Raw genomic sequence first — 17468 nt, forward strand, 5'->3', positions numbered from 1 at the left:
ACGGGCCTGTACTTTTTCTGCCACTGGGTTGAGGTTCTCTGCCCTCGCCTCGGCCAAGCTCCCTTCCGGCACGTCGAGATCCGGCATCTTGTCACGTTGTTGCGATTTGTTAAGATATGTATTATCCTGCTTGCACTACCTGGCCAGATCTGCGCTGTTGGAACTCTTTGCAGACCTCTCTACCTGAGCACCCTGAGGTGATAATGATGGATGAGACGCTAGAGCTCTCTTTGGAGCAGCAATTTCGCCAGCGGGCTTTCGAGACCTTGGTTTCTCGCATGAGCCCCGAGCAGGCCAAAGACATTTTGGTCAAACTGCACAAGCAAATGCTGTTGCAGGAGGCCACTTACCGCCAACTGCTGCGTCATTCCCTCAGCGCCTGATGCACGCCCTTTCGCTTCCCACCTGGTGGATTCACATTGCCAGCGTCTTGGAGTGGATCGCTGCTATTGTGCTCGTGTGGCAATTTGGGGAGCGGGTGGGCCAGCCCGAATGGCGAAGTTTGAGCTGGGCGATGCTGCCCGCTTTGTCGGGGGCAATGTGCGCAATCACCTGGCACTGGTTTGACAACGACCCCAAGTTGGACTGGGTGGTCACTGCACAGGCCAGCTTCACCTTGCTGGGCAACTGTACCCTGGCTTGGGCTGCCTACCGCATTTGGCGAGCTGAGAGAGCCGACGAGCCTGCACAGGAGGGGGATCCCGACTAGGCGATGAACAGTTTATTTGCCCTCTCTCTGTTCCCTTACTTGGTCTTTTTATTCTTTCTGTCGCGGCTGCGCCGGATCCCACGTTTGGCTTTGGTTGGATTTTGGCTGTTGTTGCTTTTTGTGGCCGTCAGCATCCCGGCAGGGCTGTACGCTCAGGTTCACTACGGCACTTCCCTGGCCAACGTGGATCCCTTGCATGGAGGGGCAGAGGCTTTTCTCACCCTCTCCAATATTTTGGTGGCCCTGGGCTTTAAGCAGGGAATTGACCAACAGGCCCAACGACTTCCAGAGGCTGGTGACGGCAACCCTGAGCCATGATCATCCCAAACAAGCCTCTACCCCCTCTCCAAAGGGAGAGGAGAGCTAGGCAACAATGGTTTCAGCACAACCAGGACTGAATGTAGAATGGGGATCCAGACCCGATACCTGCTGTTTATTCTGAAGAGATCTGCCGGATGGTGGCTACCCTTTCTGTTGCTGTTCCCAAAGTGAAGCTGAAGCATCCGCCCCTGCGCATTTATCGCATGGGGGACAAGGTGCTGCGGCAGCCGGCCAAGCGCATCAGCCAGGTCAACGACGAGATCCGCCAGCTTGCCCGGGACATGCTGCAGACCATGTACAGCTTTGATGGGATTGGTCTGGCGGCTCCGCAGGTTGGCATTCCCAAGCGCATGATTGTGGTGGATCTTTATCCCGATAAGCCGGAGGTGCCACCGCTGGTGCTGATCAACCCGGAGATCCGGGAGTACATTGGCGAGGCCGTTGCCGGGCAGGAGGGTTGTCTAAGCATTCCGGGGGTGTTTTGCGAGGTCGTGCGCCCAGAAGGGATTGTGGTTTCGTTTAAGGATGAAACGGGGCGGCCCCGCACCCTTCGAGCGGACGATTTGCTGGCGCGGGTGATCCAGCACGAAATCGACCACCTCAACGGCGTGTTGTTTGTGGATCACGTGGAAAACGAGCTAGTGCTGGATCAAGAGCTGCGCAAACACGGCTTCCAGATGCAGGATGTGCAACGCAAAGGCAAGCCCTCTGCTGTTCCCCGTTGAAGCCTTTCCAGACCGGTCCGGACGACTGTCGGTTTGGTTTAGTGTTGCAAGCGCTGGGCCAAGAGCTGCTCTTCCAGAGCGGCAATGCGGTTGTAGGCAGCGGTTAACTGGGCACTCAGGCGCTGTATTTGGGCTTCGGGGGCCAGCTCATGCCCCATGCTGCGGTTGCTCACCACGGTGGGTTCATCATCCAGCAGGAAGTTGTGGCTGCCATCTTCCACCAAGTCTGAGATTAGAACGCTGTAACGGGAGGGGGCGGGGGTGTTTTTTTTGGCTTCCTGGGTAGCCAGGAGAACAGCCACCACCTGCTCGGGCATCCGCTCGATGGCAGCTTTTAGCTCCTGTATTTGCGACTCCAGACGCTCAAGGTAGTGCTGCACTGCTTCGCTCATAGCTGCCCCAGTTTTCGACTACCTTCATTGAAAAAGGCAAATTTCGGATCCCCTCTTCTTCCCCCAGATCATTTAACGATTGCTTCCGGGAGGTGTTCCCCGAAGCTCCTGGGTTCTCTCACAAGCCACAATTGAGGTGTGCATTTTCCGGAGATTTTGGTTTTCCGGTTACCCATTTCCCAAGCAAAAATCTCTGCAGATGCAGGATGCTGTTCAGGGATCCCGACCGCGGGGCTATACCTTGCCGGTTTTCGCCGTTGCTTCGGCCAGAGCTGCTCTTCACCACCTTCTGGGGATCCCTTTGGAGAAGGAAGGGGGGCGCTTGGCGATTGCGGTGCAGGCTGAGCCCCGGTCCCTTGAGGCTTGGATCCGGATCCCAGTGGAGCAGGTAGCTGCCTTGGAGAAGACAACAGCTCTGGCCATTACCCGCTCGGATCCCGGCCCCCACCTGGATCTCACCCGCGACACACCGGTCTGGGCTTGGGTGAGGTTGGAGGAGAGGGATCCCGAGGATCCCCCCTTGATCTTGGAAGCCGGGGAAGGGCTGGGGCGACGCACCGATGGCAGCCCGGCCATTTATGCCTATGCCCGCCGTTTGTTTGAGATCAATCTTTTGCCCGGGATCCCAGAGGGCTGCCGCCTGCGGGTGCGCATCATTTTGCCGGAAGGAAAGCTCCTGGCGGAGCGCACCTCCAATGCCGCTTTTGGGGTGCTGGAAGGGCTGGCCCTGTTGGGAACGCGGGCGGAGGTGGAGCCTTCCTCAAGTGTTGAGAGCTTAGAGCAAGCCCGCCAAGAGCTGCAACAAAAGTTGGAGCGGCACAAGCATTTGATCTTTTGCGTGGGCAGCCATGGGCAGCAGGTGGCGCTGCGGCAAGGGATCCCGGAAGACCAGATCCTGCGAGTAGCCAATTGGATCGGGCCGCTGCTGGTGGAAGCGGCATTGCGAGGGGCAGACTCGATTCATTTGATCGGCTACCACGGCAAGTTGATCAAGCTGGCGGGGGGCATTTTCACCACTTCCAGCCATGTGGCCGATGCCCGCCTGGAGATCTTGGCGGCAGCCCTCATCCGCTGCGGGGGAACAGCCGAGCAGGCGCGGCAGGTGCTGGAGCTGAGGACAGTAGAGGCAGCGGTGCACCATCTGGATGGCCTTGGCTGGGCAGCACCCGTGATGCAGGAGTTGGCTCGCCAAATCCTGGAGCGAGCCACAGGCTATGTGCGAAAGTATGCCGGTCGATCCCTGCTGTTGGCGGTGACGTTGTTCGACCGACAGGGGCAAATCTGCGCCCAGGTGGGGATCCCATAATGAGGTCATTTCGATTGAGACGAGGACATTGCAATCCCCCCGGATCCTCAACCATTTTTCTCCCGAAGTGTCTTAAGCGCTCCGTGCCGCCAAAGGCAACCACCCCCGGCTCCTCTCCCTTTAGTCCGTGCTCCAAAAGTCAATCCCTCTGCTCGAAACCCGCTGAGCAACGGTGGATCCCGGCCAAGACCACATAGGAGAGCGTTACGGCTGAGGAAGCAGATCCACTTTCCCAGCCACTGCCAATCAGACTCAGGTTGGCACTAGGATCCCACACCTAGTTCCCGGAGATGTTGACACTATCCACCCGCCAGCGAGTGGCCGAGCCGGAAGCTGTACCAGAAGAGCGATAGCGGAAGGCAATGTAAACACGGTTGGAAGGCTGGATCCCAGCCAGAGAAATCGGGCCGGAGTTGACGAAGCTGCCCGTAGAGAGAGTGGGAATCGTCAGAGCAGTCCAAGTGGCTGCATTCACTGCCGCTGAGGAGTTGGTGTCGGTGTGGGCGTCGGTGTTGGGGCCGGAGTCAGGTTCAAGCCAACGAGCACCGGATCGTGGTCGGAAGAGCGGAAGGGATCGCTGGCGTAGAAGAGGCTCTGCTGAGAGGGACTCTTGAAGCTCAGGGTGTAGTCCAAGCTCACGGGCTCATCAGCGTTGATGTGCCACTTAGCTGAGCCTGTAACTTGGGGTCTCAGACTGCTGTTGGCCAGGGCATGATCCAGAGATCCCCACTGTCCTTGGAAGCTAAAGGAGTAGCTGTTGGAGCCATTGAGGTTGATGAACCCGCCCGCCTCCAGAGTTTTGATCGGATCCTCCATAGCGTAGGAGTTGAGATCCCCCATAATCAACACATCCGGATCGGTGGAGCCAGTTGGATTGGTGGCGAGCCAGCTCAAGAGTTGCTGAGCGGCCCGGGTGCGGTTGCCGTTGCAATTGCCTTGGAAGGGATCGTTGTCAATAGGATCGCAGGGAGAAACCTTGGACTTGAAGTGGTTGACCACAACAGTGAAGGTGGCGTTGTTGCTCCGCTGCCGGAAGGTTACAGCCAGAGGAGGACGATGGAAGCGTCCGGGGCCTTGGGTGAATTCCCCTGTGTCCAGGAAGGCCGGGTTAGTGCCGGGGGCAATTTCAACCGTAGCTGGCTTGTAGATAAAGCCGTTGGTGATGGCATCGCCGCCCAGGTTGGGCACTCCAACATTCACAAAGGCGTAGGTTCCTGCCCCCATGACCTGGTTGAGCCCGTTCACCAAATCCTGAATGGAACTATTCGAACCGTATCCATCGTTTTCTAACTCGTTGAGGCCTACGATATCGGCATCCATGCGGCGAATAGCCTCGATGAGCTTATCCCGCTGGCGGGTGAACTCGGTGGCGTTGCTGGCTCCCTGACAGGAGGAGTTATTGGGGAAGCAGGCGTTGCCGAAGGTGTTGAAGTAGTTGAACAGGTTAAAGCTAGCTACCCTCAGGGAGCCCCCTACTGAGGGTGGGTTTTGCGGGCGAGGGTTGGTGGCTGTAAACCTGGGCAAGTTGTTGGGATCATTGGGGTGGATACGGTAGTCGATGGTCGCATCCACATCGCCACTGACATTCCGGCCTCGCAACTGGGTCATGATCCCGGTGATGTTGCTGACGCGATCGCCGCCGCGCACAGTGTTAGCCGCGCTCAGGCCACCCGGAGTGGGGTAGATAACCGGATCTGGGTTTTGGGTGAGCAGCCGGTCATCAATGCGAATCCGCTTTCGGTCGTTTTCCGCTTGAATGGCAGCTGCCTGGCTGGGAGCCGCAATTTGCGTAGGAGTGAACAACCGCTCTGTGGCCACACTCAGCTCCCCGTGGCGTCCCAGCAAGAAGGAGTCGGTTACAAACAGGGGCTGATTTCCAAATGTGACCAGCATTCCTTCCAGAGCTTCCCTTTGCTCCGCAGTCAGCGGTAGAGAGATCTGCACTGGGGCCGGCAACGGATTGTCAGAGCTACAGACAGTAAAGCTGGTGACGTTGGAGAGCTGGGTTTGCTGGCGGAACTCAGCAACCGTTCCGGTCACCTGAACCCTATCCCCAAGCCTGACGTTATTAGCTGTGCCACTGAAAACGAAGATGCCATCTGATGTGGCGGGATTCCCGTCACCATCATCTTGTAGGTAGTAGCCCTGGAGATAGGTTTGGCCAGCCACCCCCTCATTTTCAAAGTCTCCTACTACGATTCCAGAAACCGTGACTGTTTGGTTCACCAGGGGGGAAGTGAAGCCAGTGCCCTGGACAGTGCCAACTGGGATCAGGTTGGCGTTGGGATCACAGCCTCCCGGCGTGGGCGTCGGTGTTGGCGTGGCTGTGGGTGTTGAAGTCGGGGTCGGTGTGGGCACAGGTGTAAGTATTGGCAAAAGAGTTCTTCTGGAGCCGAACCCTTGCAGAGAAACCAAAAGCACCAAACCAAAAACTAGCACCGCAATTGATTGGGCAACACGACGCGAAGTAACCCTAGACCACATCTGCTTCACTCCTCCCGAAACTTCAAAGGATCCCGTATTTTTACCGTCTATATGGACTATATGGATACCATCTTCAGGAAGGAATCTGAGTAAAGGGGCAGCTAAGGTACGCTTAAGAAGACAAGAAGTTACCCCCGCCTGAGTCAAAACTCAGCGGAGAACATGGGCAGGCTTTTTCCCCTAATCCCCCAATTCGGGATCCGGTCGTACCCGCACCCCCATCTGGCGCAGCAGACGCAAAGAGTTTTCCGGCCCATCGATCATCTGCTGTTCGTTGATCCAGTAGGTGGCAATGCCCAGGTCTTCTAGAAATCGCACATAGGGATCCGGCGGCGGTCCATCGAAAACGGCGGCCTTCTGGACGGAAAAGCCCTGCTCGATCCAAGGGCCGAGGGCAAAGCGCTCGTAGTAGAGCAACTGTCCCACCACTTCCTGCAAAGCCTCTGCCGCATCCTTGTGGTGCAGGAGCTTCACTTCGGCCAAAAGCAGATGCCCGTCCGCCACGGCCAAAAAGTCAAAGGTATGCTGATCCTCCCGGACTTCCAATCCTGCCAGGCGGAACCAGCGGCGAAACTGGTGCAAGATCTCGTTGTGGCGCTCGCTGCGCTCCAACTGACGTCGACGGCGGCGTTCTGCCATCAGCGGGTCTGTCCCGGCGCTGTGAGGGATCCCACTGCTGCGGAACTGGGGCGGCTCATCGGGATCCAAAACCACCTTGCCCCCAGCAGGTTGATGCAGGAGGGGCGGCATCTGGGGCAAGAGTTCTGTGGATCCCCACTCCACCTCTGGCTGCTGAGCCCAGGTAAGCAGGTGTCGATTCAAGGGGTGCTCAGGGTGGGTGTCGAACAACAGGCGCAGTTGAGACTGGCTAAACTGAAAATCCAGACGAAATTGCTCGATGGAGAGGCTGCTCCGCCCCTTTTGCAAAGTTTCCTGGCCAAAGTAAAGCATCACCAAGAGCGGGTAAATCGGCAGCGGACGATGGGAGGGAATGAGCATCGCCCACATGTCATCCGTCCAGTGGGGGAGCAGGATCTCGGCCTGTTTGCCTTTGCCCACCACCTGCAACATTTTGGGGTGTCCCGGCTGCCAGCCACAGGGGTGATCGTCAAAGCCGCAAGTCTGTCGCCCTTGATCCACGCTCAAGGGGTAGCGCCCATCATAAAGGCGGAAAGGACAGAGATCCCGGTCTTCGGCCAAAAAGCGCTCGTCTTGCCACAGGTGGGCCGCCAAGGCATGACAGCCGATCCCTTCCTGGCTGTTGCAGGCTTTGAGCCAGCGCCGTTCCGCCAGTTTCCCGCCCACTTTGCTCGGGGCCAGGGGCCGGATCAAACCGTTTTCCCCCTGGTTGAACAGAGGCCACACCAAAGGCTCGCCAGTTTCGGGTAGGGTCGGCAAAAGAGGATGGGTTTTGCTGTAAAACGGGTCGCAAATGCGCTGGGCCACTTGCTGCAAGGGCAGTCCGCGGGGGGATCCCACCCAAGGCAAGAGGGATCCCGATCCGGCCTGAGCGCGGTGATACTGGATGGCCAGAGCCACCTCTAGCCCTATGGGACGGAGTTCCGGCGTGAGCTGCCGGTAGCGCTGCAGCAGCCGGGAAGCCTGCACAAACAGGTCGTAGCGCCGAACGGGAACTGCGTCAGCCATAGTGTTGCAGGAAAAGCTCCCCACTGCCTTGGGCAAGAGCTGGTACAGGCAAGCACCTCCGCCTCAAAAGAGGATACTTTGGCAACCGCCTCTACAGACCCAGACCTTGCCGAGGATATCGGGCCGACACCCCCTCCTCTTGGCACCAGGTCAGTTGTCAGTGTAGTAGAGAAACTCTAGGGCGAGAAGATGCTGCCCCTCGCTTGCAGGTTGTGGGAAGAATGCGCAGCAGGCCCTAACGCCACGGCCACCCAGGAAAGGGAAAGGGGCGCTCTGTCTCTGCATCGCGGTCGTACTCCGTAGGTCGGCCTGTATCCGGCTGAATCACCAAGCTGCCCACATAGTCGGCCTCTCGGTAGACGCGGGCAATTTGATGGTGGATTTGGGCCATGTCTTCAGCAGAGACCACGCCATTGTCGGTGGCTTTGTAGAACTGGACCGTGACCCGAATGGGAAAGCGGGGATCCCGCTCGATGTCCAGGTTGTTGATCTCGGTGAAGGGGCCCTCTACCTCTCCATGTCCGATGACAGCGGCTTCTACATTGCTGAGGCCGGCCAGGTCGGCTGCGAGTCCGAAAAACTTGACAGAGATATCCTCAACTTCCCTTCGCGGCGGCTGCCGCTGCTGGAGAGGTACTTGGATCACCATCACCAGGTTCAGGGCTTCTTCTGCTACTTCCGCCGAATGGGGATCTCCGGGGGTTGGGTTGGCGGCTTGCTCGGCCCGAAAATCGCTGAGGCGCTGCCCGGTGAGGCTGGCCCGTTCACCGTTTTGATTGAAGAAAAGGCGCTGGCCCCAAATAGCCCCGCCCACCCTATCTTCGGTGCGGTTCTCGATCACCGTAATGCTGGTGCCCTCGCGGGTGGCCAAGATTGCCAGCACGGCTGGGTTACCGGGATAGGATTGGTAGTTGAACAACACCGGGTTGAATTGGGCAGAGCCCCCGGCAGGGATAGGCAAAAAGGCAGCTTGGGCGCTCACCAACACATGGCTATCCCGTGGAGCCAGCAGGGAGTTCCGGTTGCCGGCCCAAGAGCCGGGATCATGTAAGTAGCGGCGCAGATTCCCCAGCAGCTCTCGCAGCGACACGGGTTGCAGGGGTTTTCCTTTTTCGTTGCCCACCAGCACCTGTAGGCTGTCGAGGGGCAGGTCGGCAGACAGATCGGCAAAGTTGGGGTAGCGGATCACCGGCATCAGGCTCAGCTCGTAGCGGCCCGTTCTGGGGTTGAGCTGGTGTACCTGGATAGTCATGTCGCTGATGTTGGGGCCAAGGGCAGATCCCTTGTGGCGTCCGGTATCTTCCCAGGTGATGTTGACGATATCCAGCCCATACTGCTTTGCCAAGGCTCGCGCTTGCGGATCCCAGGTCATGGAGATCGTCTGGTCAATCACCTGCCTGTAGGCCAAGTACTCTGCCCACTCTGAAGGCGAGGGGGAAGAAAGGGACTGGTGGAGGGGAAAATCCATAGGGGTTGCCTGAGAAGTAGACACCATCGGCGGAGCGGCCAGGGAAATGCCCACCCAGCTCAGTGAACTCAGCAGCCAGGGGATGGGGGCGCGCATAGCAATATTCCTGAGGATTGGAAATTGGGGGACTATACCCTGACAATAGCTCCCAAAAGGGGAGAGGACGTGGCGGTTTCGCTTTTGGCAACCCCATGCTTTTGCCGGGATCCCAGGCCGCCTGGGCTACGATAAAAGGCTGTAGCACCCTTTCGAAATATTCCAGATCATGGCCAGTATTCGCCGGGATCCCGAGGTCAACGCTTCTGTAACTTCAACTTCTCCAGAGCCTCAGGCGCAGGTTCAGCCCTTGCCGCTGCATGTTATGTTCCGCCTGGGCCTGTTTCAGATGGGCTTGGGAATGATGTCGTTGCTCACTTTGGGAGTGCTGAACCGTGTCATGATCGACACGGATCTGCTGGCCATCCCGGCAACGGTGGTGGGGGGATCCCTGGCCATGCACCAGTTGGTCTCCCCGGCTCGGGTTTGGTTTGGGCAGCTCTCGGATGCTAAGCCCTTGTTTGGCCTGCATCGCACCGGCTATGTGCGCCTGGGATCAGTGCTATTTGCCGTTTGTATCTTCCTGGGGGTGCAGGTGGTGTGGGGTTTGGGGGATAGCTTTGCGGCTACGGGCTGGTCTGGAGCCACCTATGGCTGGGTAGGCTTGGCCTGTTTGATGTTTGCCCTCTATGGTCTCTGCCTCAGCGCCTGCTCCACACCTTTTGCGGCTTTGCTGGTGGATGTGTCAGACGAGGACAACCGCTCTAAGTTGGTGGGGATCGTCTGGTCCATGTTGATGGTGGGGATTGCCGGCGGGGCCATTGGCTCGGCGGTGCTGCTGCGGGGCTTGGATCCGGACAACCTGCAGAGCACCATTAATCGCCTCTTCATCATCATTCCAGCCGTGGTGATCCTGCTGGGGGTGGTTGCCACCTGGGGGGTGGAAAAGCGCTATTCCCGCTACGGATCCCGTTCCACCCTGGCCGGACGGGAAGACCAAATCACCCTGGGCACGGCCATCAAGGTGCTGACCGCCAGCCGCCAAACCCTGATCTTTTTCGGCTTCTTGGTGTTGATGACCATGGGCCTGTTTATCCAACAGCCGATCCTAGAACCCTACGGCGGCGAGGTGTTTGGCATGACGGTGGCCCAGAGCACCCAGCTCAATGCCTTTTGGAGCCTGGGTATTTTGGCAGGGATTGTGCTGACCGGATTTTTCATTGTGCCCAAGCTGGGCAAACAGACAACGGCCCGTCTGGGCTGTCTGCTGGTGGCCATCTCTTTTGGGCTGACCATTGCCTCAGGGTTTACAGGCAATCCACGGCTGCTGCAGCTGTGTATGATCCTGTTTGGCTTGGCTTCTGGGATCACCACCAATGGCGCCATTAGCCTCATGTTGGACTTGACGGCAGCGGAGACGGCAGGCACCTTTATCGGGGCTTGGGGTCTGGCCCAGGCCATGTCCCAGGCGGTTTCCACCTTGCTCGGCGGGGCTTTGCTCGATCTGGGGCGCATTCTCTTCCCCACTTCTTCAGTGCTTGCCTATGCCACCGTCTTTGGGGTGGAGGCAGCGGTGATGTTGCTGGCTGTGTATTTGCTGGGACGGGTGAGCGTGGCCGAGTTTCGCGAAAAGACCAACCGTGCGCTGACCCAGGTGTTGGCTCTGGAGTTGGAGGGCTAGCAACGCAGAGCTGGCTCGTAGTGGGGGCAGCCCTGACAGGGCCCGCTGGGGTTGACGGCGCAGCGCAGCAAGGGCGAGTGGGCATTGAACCGACAGGAGGGATCCCCCAGGAACCTTCCCACTTCCTGAGGTGGGGTGACCGAACGCACCAAGGCGCGGATCCCACACAGGTGGTATTTGCCTTGCCGGAGCCGGTAGGAATGACGCTTTTCCAGAACTAGGTAGTGCTGCTCTGCCAGTTGGACGTAGGTGCCCGGATGGGGACTGCTCTCCCAAGGGCATTCTTCCACCACCTCTCCCGAATCCGCGTCGATCCACTGAATGGGCAAGGTCGGGTTGATGGAAGACATAAGGCGCAAACGGAGCCAGTTTAGGGCAGCAGACTACAAAATGATGGACTGGGCTTGACTTGTGATTAACAAATTGTGCAACTTTTTCCGGCAACACTGAGTATGGCTGGTACAAATGTTCTCTCTTGTGTGACCTGGAGCCTGCTAATCTACAGAACTTCTACAAAGTTAAGTTAGAAAAAGCTGTACTCAGTGTAATGGATTTTCTGCGGCGGGCGGAGAACGGGATAGGTTGGGCCTGCGGCGGCGAAAAGATGGATGCTTCGACTAGCTATTGGAATGGGCTTGGCGGGCCAGTTGGGTGAGAAAGGCCAGAGGATGACGGTTTTGGAGCTGCTGCCTAATCCGCTCTTGCAGGATTTCCTCTTGCCAGGGATCCCCAGAGGACAGCCACTCTAGGTAACTGAGCCCCGCCACCCGTGTCAGATAGGCCCCCGTCACTGCCTGCAGGGGGATCCCCATAACCATCAAGGGGCTGGCCTTGAGCAGAGAGCCCAAAGCCTGAGTAGCCAGCTCCAGCCCCCCCAGTTGCACCACCATTTGCGCCAAACTCTGGGCAATTTGCTGGGCCCGGCGCAAGGTAATGCGTCGGTCAAACACCTGGTGCAGTTCCCCAATCATGCGCGCCTGAATGGCTACTCCTGCCAGCACATCCAAAGCAGGAAGAGGGTTTGCCGCCAGGGCAGCAGCGGTGGCCCACTGCATCCGTTCCACGATCTGGCGACCCTGTTGGCGACGTTCTTCTTGGAGGGCTTGCTGGACGGCTTCGCTGAGAGTTCGGGTTTGCAACAAGGCATTGGCCAAGCGCAGGTGGGATCCCTTCTGCTGCAGCAGTTGAGCCATCTGTTGGATGAGGGCCTCCGTATCGGGGGGCTGCGGCTCCCAAGTTTCCCGCACAGAGCCATCTTCGGAGTAGTAGCGAACCTTGAGGGGTTCTGGATCGGCGGCGATGGCCACCACCTGTTCGGCGGGGATCACACCGGCAGTGCGCCGGCGCAAATGGGTCAAGATGGTCTCCACATCCTCCGGCAGCATCTGATCGGTTTTGTTGAGGGCCAGGATGGTGGATTTGCCCAGCCGGGCCAGCTCCAGCATTTCGGCATATTCCGAAGCCAGCAGATCCCCGGCCACCACCAAGATCAGCAGATCCGCCTTCTGGGCTAAGGCGCGGGCTTCCGCTTCCCCTGCCCCTCCAATCGTCAGCAGCCCAGGTGTGTCAGTGAGGGAAATGGGGCTGTTCAAGCCCTCCAATTGGTAGGTGTGAATGGATCCCTGACGGGTGGTGCCCAGGGTGGGGGCCGTTTCGCCCACCGGTCGGCCCATCAAGGCATTGATCAACGAGGTCTTGCCGGCAGAACTGGTGCCGAACACCACCAGATGCAATTCCTCCTGGTTAAGCCGCTGATTGATCTCTTGCAGCTTGGCACGCAGGGCACGGCGACTGATGTCATTCTGCAGCTTCTGGATCAGGCGATCGGCATCTTCCAGATCGGCTTGCACCTGATTCCGAGTTAACTTAACCCGCCGCAGCGGTTGTGTCCGCTGGTTTGGAGTACTTTGCCGTCGGCCAGCCTGCTGCCACCAATGGCGCGCTGCCAGACCTGCTGCTGCTGTCCCTCCCAGGATCCCGGCCACTGCCAGATCCGCCAGCGGCAACGAATGGGGGGCGATAAAGCTATAGATCCCGCTAACCCATTGCAGATATTGGCTCAGGGCCGCCAAACCCAGCCCTGCCCACAACCACACCCAAGTGGAGCGCGACAGCACCATCCCAACCCACAGCCTGCCCAGATCTCCAGATCAAAAAGCCAAAATCGACCGGTCATCCCAGAGGACAGCCCCCGCTGTCAACTGAATCTGCAACCGCTTCTCCAGCATAGGGCTTGCTGTAGCTGAGCATACAATTTTGTCAAGAGTTTTGCTGGGGATCAGCCACCCGCAAGTAAAAGAGGAAGGGGAAGCAGGAAGTCAAAAGCGCCCTCAGCTCAACCGGCCCAATGAGCCAGGGATCCCCTCTCCCAAAATCGCCGGCGGCTCCAGCGGTGCCGGCAAAAACTCGCCCCCGCGATAATCCAACAGCTGTGCCAGCAGCAAGTAGCCCACCCCCAGAGCAATGGCCAGGATCCCTGTAACGATTGCTACCCACTTAGGCCGCTCCACGCTGAATCTCCCCAATAAAGTGCTGGATCTCGATGCCTCTATGATGCCCGAAGTGGTGGCCCAATTCCTAACGCGGCGGGATCAAGACGGCGTCGATGACGTGGATGATGCCGTTGGCAGCTCGAATATCGGCGGTCAAAAGCCTTTCTCTCACGGGTGGCCCTAGAGTAGAGCAGAGAGCACCTTGGCGCAGAAACAGCTGCCGTAAAGTTCGGTATCCTGGGGCTGTGATTGCTGGAGAGGAGAAAGGCCGTCAAGTACCCCCATTCTTAGCTGGGGGCTTGTGGGAGTAGGGCCTAGCCAGCCTGAAACCCCAAGGGCAAGGAAAGACTAGCCTGCCCAAGCAACCCAGTCATGGGGGGCGTTTGAAGGAGACTGAGCCGACTGGGCGTGGCAGCCCAAAGTACGTAGCGAATGCTTCCCTAGTTTGCTACCTCTACGTCGGCCAGGGGCGAAGGGATGTACATACTCCGCAAGGAGACTTACCGCATGTTCGTGCCCGTCGTAGACCACAACCAAAACCCCCTCATGCCGACCACTCCCAGCCGGGCGAGGCGGTGGGTTAAATCCGGCAAGGCTACTCCCTTTTGGAAGAGAGGGGTGTTTTGTGTTCGTCTCAACGGGGAACCTTCTGACCGGCAAACCCAACCCATAGCCGTCGGTATTGACCCAGGAAGCAAGAAAGAAGGGTGGTCGGTCAAATCAGCCGCACACACCTACCTCAACATCCAAGCGGACGCGGTTAATTGGGTGAAGGAGCATGTTGAGCAGCGTCGAAACATGCGTCGGTTGAGGCGGTATCGCCAAACGCCCTGTCGGCAACCGAGAGCGAACCGGGCTAGAGGCGGATTGCCCCCTTCCACCAAGGCTCGGTGGCAGTGGAAGCTCTGTCTTGCCAGGTGGCTGAGCAAGTTGTTTCCCATATCCGTATTTGTGGTGGAGGACATTAAGGCGAAGACCTCAGGCCAGCGTCGCTGGGACGTGTCTTTCTCCCCCCTAGAGGTGGGTAAGCAGTGGTTTTATCAACAACTAGCGGGCTTGGGGCAAGTGTTGATCCGCTCAGGGTGGGAAACCCAGCAGATGCGGGACGCCCTTGGGCTGAAGAAAACCAACAAAAAGACAGCCGAGGTCTTTGAGGCTCACTGCGTGGATGCGTGGGTGTTGGCTAACTCCGTAACCGGTGGGCACCTGCAACCTGACAACCGGCAGATGCTTATAGTAGTTCCTCTACGGTTTCATCGTCGTCAACTGCATCGTTTGCAACCGGCCAAAGGTGGGAAAAGACTGCCCTACGGGGGGACTATCAGTCTGGGTTTGAAGCGCGGCAGTTTGGTGCGTCATCCCAGGTGGGGGCTCACTTTTGTGGGTGGCAGTTCTGGGGGGAGGTTAAGTTTGCATTGCTTACGGAGCGGGAAGAGGTTGACGCAGAGCGCCAAAAGAGAGGATGTGCGGTACTTATGCTTTTGTTCCTGGAGGTTTTATGGAGAGTAAAGCCGCCCTCAAGAGCGGGGTTTCAGACCTAGGTTGTGTTGATCTTTAGCCAGAAGAGAGCACCTGCGAAGTAGAGAAAGCTCAAGAAGTTCCTGGCCAACTTGTCAAAACGAGAAAACAAATGCCGATACTGCTTTAGCTTCTGAAAAAAGCACTCTACTAGGTGCCTCTCTCTGTAAACATGCCGGTCGTAATCTCGCACCACCCTCCTCTTCTTCCTAGAAGGAATCACCACCCGACTCTCCCTTATCACTTTCGTGCGTTCTTTTTGCCAGCTGTATCCACCTCGACTCCTGCCCAAGGCTTGCTCCCCTCTGGCTGCACAGGGGTGAGCACGAACGATAGTTGAGTCCAGGATAAGATGCTCTCAATCGGGTTCTGTGATGAAGAACTGAAACATTCTTTCCCAGACTCCCAAGCGACTCCAGTGATGGAATCTTGGGTAAACGGTGTACCACTTTCCACATCTTTCCGGGAGGTAGCGCCAGGGGGAGCCAGAACGAGCCATCCACAGCACGCCCTCGATAAACCGCTTGCATCCTGCCTCTTTGCCAATGTGGGGTTCTGTTCGCAGAAAAGCCAGAATCTTTTGCTATTTATTGTCATCTATGACAAGGCAACTCATCAGACCTTGCCCAAAAACTATCCTCACCTCATACTAAAAGTAAACACAGCCTAGTTTTTTCGATGAACGGGATCCCGTCGTGGCTGCGGCAACTCCGCCGCTGGCTGCCCTGGGCTGCTCTGCTTCTCATTCTGGTCTTGATCGGCTACTGGGTGGGTCCTCGGGCCAGACCCTACCCCCAAGAGCCGGAGCTGCCCACCCTGGCCCCTCTGCCGCAGCACCCCCGCATCCGGGTGGTGTTCAACCAAAGCCGCGAGAGCACCTATCGGGATCCCTATCGCCAGATCCGCCGCTATGGCTACAACCTGGAAGAGTTGATCATTTCCCAGATTCGCTCCGCTCGGCAGTCGGTGGATATTGCCGTGCAGGAGCTGAACCTACCCCTGATTGCCCAGGCTCTGGTGGAGCGGCGGCAGGCGGGGATCCCTGTGCGTTTTATTACTGAAAACACCTACGTGCGAGCCTGGCACCAGCTCACCCCTGACCAAGTGCGGGCGCTGGACGAGCGCAGCCGTCGCAAGTTCGAGGAGTACCGCAACCTGGTGGATGTGAACCGCGATGGACGGTTTTCGGCTGAGGAGGTCGCCACGCGGGATGTGTACGCCTTGCTGGATGGAGGCCAGGTGCCCTGGCTGGACGATACCGCCGATGGCTCCAAGGGCAGCGGCCTGATGCACCACAAATTTGTGGTGATCGACGGGCAGAAAGTCTTGACCGGATCGGCCAATTTCACGCTCTCTGATATTCACGGGGACTTTGATGCCCCCGACAGCGTCGGCAATGCCAATCACCTGCTGCTGCTGGATAGCCCGGAGCTGGCCCGCCTCTACACCGAGGAATTCGATCTCATGTGGGGCGATGGCCCCGGTGGCTTGACCGATAGCCGCTTCGGCGTGCAGAAGCTCAAGCGTCCCCTGGAAACGGTGTACCTTGGCGATGCCATTGTGGGGGTTCACTTTTCTCCTGCCAGCCGCTCCTTGCCCTACGAAGCCACCTCCAACGGCATCATCGCCGCCGCCCTGGCCCAAGCCCGGCGACAGGTGGATCTGGCTCTGTTCGTCTTTACGGATCCGGGCATTGCCAACCAACTCAGGCAACTGCGCCAGGAGCGTAACGTGGAGATCCGCGGGGTGTTCGACCCTGGTTTTGCCTTCCGGGACTACAGCCGCACCCTGGAGATGTGGGGGCTGTTGCTCCCCGACGAAAAGTGCCAGGTGGAGGCGGCGCGCCTGCCCTGGACGCTGCCGGCCCAGTCTGTAGGCATACCCAACCTCGCCCCCGGCGATAAGCTGCACCATAAGTTTGCCATCATCGATCCCGGCACTCCTCAGGCCACGGTGATCACCGGATCCAACAACTGGTCGGTCTCGGCCAACCACCTCAACGACGAAAACTTCCTGATCATCCGCAATAGCCGAGTGGTGGATCACTTTGTGCGGGAGTTCGACCGGCTCATTGCCGATGCCCGCTTTGGCCCCAGCCGCCGCCTGCAACAACAGGCAGAAGAGGGATCCCGTCGCTGCCCCAACCCCGTCCCCGTTGCCGCTTCCTTGCCTGAACCGGAGCCGGAGCTGCTGGAAGTCGAGGTCGTTCTTCCTCCTGAGGCGGGATCCCCTTCCCCGTCGGTTGCTTTTCCGGTGGCGTCTCCTGGGGGATCCCCTCGCGTTAACCTGAATACGGCCACGGCGGCGGAGCTGGAACAGTTGCCCGGCATTGGCCCCGCCCTGGCGCAGCGCATTATCGAGGCCCGCCCCTTCTCCTCTTTGGAGGATCTGCAACGGGTCAATGGCATTGGCCCAGCCCGGATTGAGCAACTGCGGGATCGGGTAACCTGGTAGGAGTTAGCCCCCTCTTGGTCAGGTTGAGGGCGCGGAGTGCTTTCGGAAGTTCATCCCAGAGCAGCTCCTAAAGGGCCTCTCCCCTCGAATAAACCCCAAATTAAACCCCAAATATAGCCCAAATATAGTCATTTCAGTTCAAACCAGGACACTGCACCCACGCCTAAAATGTTGGTCGCATCGGCGTTGCAGAGCAATAATGCAGGGGGCCAAAAGGCTTTTCAAGGACTCCGTC

At 58.3% G+C, this 17468-nt stretch carries 17 protein-coding genes and 1 pseudogene; 8 read left to right on the forward strand and 10 right to left on the reverse strand.

From position 1 onward, the window contains the following. The first annotated feature begins 203 nt into the window (after nt 1–203). The 4 genes from NW843_RS05565 (at nt 204) to def (ending at nt 1755) form a co-directional block, all read left to right on the forward strand. Nucleotides 204–383: an NblA/ycf18 family protein gene (locus tag NW843_RS05565; RefSeq protein WP_238376817.1), complete on the forward strand. Its 180-nt coding sequence runs from the start codon at nt 204–206 to the stop codon at nt 381–383. After that, the gene (locus NW843_RS05570; protein WP_011434313.1) at nt 383–709 is read left to right on the forward strand and encodes a DUF2499 domain-containing protein; all 327 of its coding nucleotides are present in this window, start codon (nt 383–385) and stop codon (nt 707–709) included. The genes NW843_RS05565 and NW843_RS05570 overlap by 1 nt, the downstream gene beginning before the upstream one ends. 3 nt (nt 710–712) lie before the next feature. Further along, nucleotides 713–1027 (forward strand): DUF3593 domain-containing protein, encoded by a 315-nt coding sequence (locus NW843_RS05575; protein ID WP_414388950.1) that lies wholly within the window; start codon nt 713–715, stop codon nt 1025–1027. Nucleotides 1028–1164: 137 nt separating this feature from the next. Next, a complete protein-coding gene (def, locus tag NW843_RS05580) occupies nt 1165–1755 on the forward strand; it encodes a peptide deformylase (RefSeq protein ID WP_414388951.1) in 591 nt (196 codons plus the stop codon). Nucleotides 1756–1793: 38 nt separating this feature from the next. Here def and NW843_RS05585 read toward each other — a convergent pair whose 3' ends face one another. Further along, a complete protein-coding gene (locus NW843_RS05585) occupies nt 1794–2147 on the reverse strand; it encodes a hypothetical protein (RefSeq protein WP_414350209.1) in 354 nt (117 codons plus the stop codon). A 199-nt stretch (nt 2148–2346) separates the two neighbouring features. Here NW843_RS05585 and cbiD point away from each other — a divergent pair, with 199 nt between their 5' ends. Next, the gene (gene cbiD, locus NW843_RS05590; RefSeq protein WP_414522360.1) at nt 2347–3453 is read left to right on the forward strand and encodes a cobalt-precorrin-5B (C(1))-methyltransferase CbiD; all 1107 of its coding nucleotides are present in this window, start codon (nt 2347–2349) and stop codon (nt 3451–3453) included. A gap of 277 nt (nt 3454–3730) precedes the next feature. On the opposite strand, the gene NW843_RS05595 is transcribed toward cbiD, so the two are convergent. The 4 genes from NW843_RS05595 to NW843_RS05610 form a co-directional block, all read right to left on the reverse strand. After that, nucleotides 3731–3928, reverse strand: a complete 198-nt coding sequence (locus NW843_RS05595) for a hypothetical protein (protein ID WP_414522361.1) — start codon at nt 3926–3928, stop codon at nt 3731–3733. Continuing rightward, nucleotides 3925–5811 carry an ExeM/NucH family extracellular endonuclease gene (locus tag NW843_RS05600; RefSeq protein ID WP_414522362.1) on the reverse strand — a complete coding sequence of 629 codons (1887 nt, stop codon included), beginning with the start codon at nt 5809–5811 and terminating at the stop codon, nt 3925–3927. Before NW843_RS05600 ends, NW843_RS05595 begins: the two co-directional genes overlap by 4 nt. 306 nt (nt 5812–6117) lie before the next feature. Further along, nucleotides 6118–7584, reverse strand: coding sequence for a hypothetical protein (locus NW843_RS05605; RefSeq protein ID WP_011434306.1), 1467 nt, complete (start codon nt 7582–7584; stop codon nt 6118–6120). A 235-nt stretch (nt 7585–7819) separates the two neighbouring features. Continuing rightward, entirely contained in the window at nt 7820–9148 is a 1329-nt protein-coding gene (locus NW843_RS05610; protein WP_414522363.1) for a hypothetical protein, read from the reverse strand. A 169-nt stretch (nt 9149–9317) separates the two neighbouring features. Between NW843_RS05610 and NW843_RS05615 the strand changes: the two genes are divergently transcribed. Continuing rightward, nucleotides 9318–10769 carry a BCD family MFS transporter gene (locus NW843_RS05615; protein ID WP_414522364.1) on the forward strand — a complete coding sequence of 484 codons (1452 nt, stop codon included), beginning with the start codon at nt 9318–9320 and terminating at the stop codon, nt 10767–10769. On the opposite strand, the gene NW843_RS05620 is transcribed toward NW843_RS05615, so the two are convergent. From NW843_RS05620 to NW843_RS05635, 4 genes are all read right to left on the reverse strand, one after another. After that, a complete protein-coding gene (locus NW843_RS05620; protein ID WP_414522365.1) occupies nt 10766–11119 on the reverse strand; it encodes a DUF6464 family protein in 354 nt (117 codons plus the stop codon). The two genes, NW843_RS05615 and NW843_RS05620, sit on opposite strands and share 4 nt — an antisense overlap. A gap of 267 nt (nt 11120–11386) precedes the next feature. Further along, the gene (locus NW843_RS05625; RefSeq protein WP_414522366.1) at nt 11387–12889 is read right to left on the reverse strand and encodes a DUF697 domain-containing protein; all 1503 of its coding nucleotides are present in this window, start codon (nt 12887–12889) and stop codon (nt 11387–11389) included. 210 nt (nt 12890–13099) lie between these two features. Beyond that, complete coding sequence (locus NW843_RS05630; RefSeq protein ID WP_414349732.1) at nt 13100–13279, reverse strand: hypothetical protein; 180 nt, start codon at nt 13277–13279, stop codon at nt 13100–13102. 67 nt (nt 13280–13346) lie between these two features. Continuing rightward, on the reverse strand, nt 13347–13433 hold the full coding sequence (locus NW843_RS05635) for a fasciclin domain-containing protein (protein ID WP_414400693.1): 87 nt from the start codon (nt 13431–13433) through the stop codon (nt 13347–13349). A 335-nt stretch (nt 13434–13768) separates the two neighbouring features. Here NW843_RS05635 and NW843_RS05640 point away from each other — a divergent pair, with 335 nt between their 5' ends. Continuing rightward, nucleotides 13769–14770 carry an RRXRR domain-containing protein gene (locus NW843_RS05640; RefSeq protein WP_414413128.1) on the forward strand — a complete coding sequence of 334 codons (1002 nt, stop codon included), beginning with the start codon at nt 13769–13771 and terminating at the stop codon, nt 14768–14770. Between the two features lie 28 nt (nt 14771–14798). Here NW843_RS05640 and NW843_RS05645 read toward each other — a convergent pair. Then, nucleotides 14799–15356, reverse strand: a pseudogene (locus NW843_RS05645) (transposase). Nucleotides 15357–15457: 101 nt separating this feature from the next. Here NW843_RS05645 and NW843_RS05650 point away from each other — a divergent pair. Continuing rightward, nucleotides 15458–17233: a phospholipase D-like domain-containing protein gene (locus NW843_RS05650; protein WP_414522367.1), complete on the forward strand. Its 1776-nt coding sequence runs from the start codon at nt 15458–15460 to the stop codon at nt 17231–17233. The last annotated feature ends 235 nt before the right edge of the window (nt 17234–17468 follow it).

The organism is Synechococcus sp. R5-12, assembly GCF_047502655.1.
In the GTDB taxonomy this organism is placed as follows: Bacteria; Cyanobacteriota; Cyanobacteriia; order Thermostichales; family Thermostichaceae; genus Thermostichus.

Excerpts from the sequence above, each read along its gene's own strand:
- NW843_RS05565 (WP_238376817.1), top strand. The coding sequence starts at position 204 with ATGATGGATGAGACGCTAGAGCTCTCTTTGGAGCAGCAATTTCGCCAG.
- NW843_RS05570 (WP_011434313.1), top strand. The coding sequence starts at position 383 with ATGCACGCCCTTTCGCTTCCCACCTGGTGGATTCACATTGCCAGCGTC.
- NW843_RS05575 (WP_414388950.1), top strand. The coding sequence starts at position 713 with ATGAACAGTTTATTTGCCCTCTCTCTGTTCCCTTACTTGGTCTTTTTA.
- def (WP_414388951.1), top strand. The coding sequence starts at position 1,165 with ATGGTGGCTACCCTTTCTGTTGCTGTTCCCAAAGTGAAGCTGAAGCAT.
- NW843_RS05585 (WP_414350209.1), bottom strand. The coding sequence starts at position 2,147 with ATGAGCGAAGCAGTGCAGCACTACCTTGAGCGTCTGGAGTCGCAAATA.
- cbiD (WP_414522360.1), top strand. The coding sequence starts at position 2,347 with ATGCAGGATGCTGTTCAGGGATCCCGACCGCGGGGCTATACCTTGCCG.
- NW843_RS05605 (WP_011434306.1), bottom strand. The coding sequence starts at position 7,584 with ATGGCTGACGCAGTTCCCGTTCGGCGCTACGACCTGTTTGTGCAGGCT.
- NW843_RS05610 (WP_414522363.1), bottom strand. The coding sequence starts at position 9,148 with ATGCGCGCCCCCATCCCCTGGCTGCTGAGTTCACTGAGCTGGGTGGGC.
- NW843_RS05615 (WP_414522364.1), top strand. The coding sequence starts at position 9,318 with ATGGCCAGTATTCGCCGGGATCCCGAGGTCAACGCTTCTGTAACTTCA.
- NW843_RS05620 (WP_414522365.1), bottom strand. The coding sequence starts at position 11,119 with ATGTCTTCCATCAACCCGACCTTGCCCATTCAGTGGATCGACGCGGAT.
- NW843_RS05625 (WP_414522366.1), bottom strand. The coding sequence starts at position 12,889 with ATGGTGCTGTCGCGCTCCACTTGGGTGTGGTTGTGGGCAGGGCTGGGT.
- NW843_RS05640 (WP_414413128.1), top strand. The coding sequence starts at position 13,769 with ATGTTCGTGCCCGTCGTAGACCACAACCAAAACCCCCTCATGCCGACC.
- NW843_RS05650 (WP_414522367.1), top strand. The coding sequence starts at position 15,458 with ATGAACGGGATCCCGTCGTGGCTGCGGCAACTCCGCCGCTGGCTGCCC.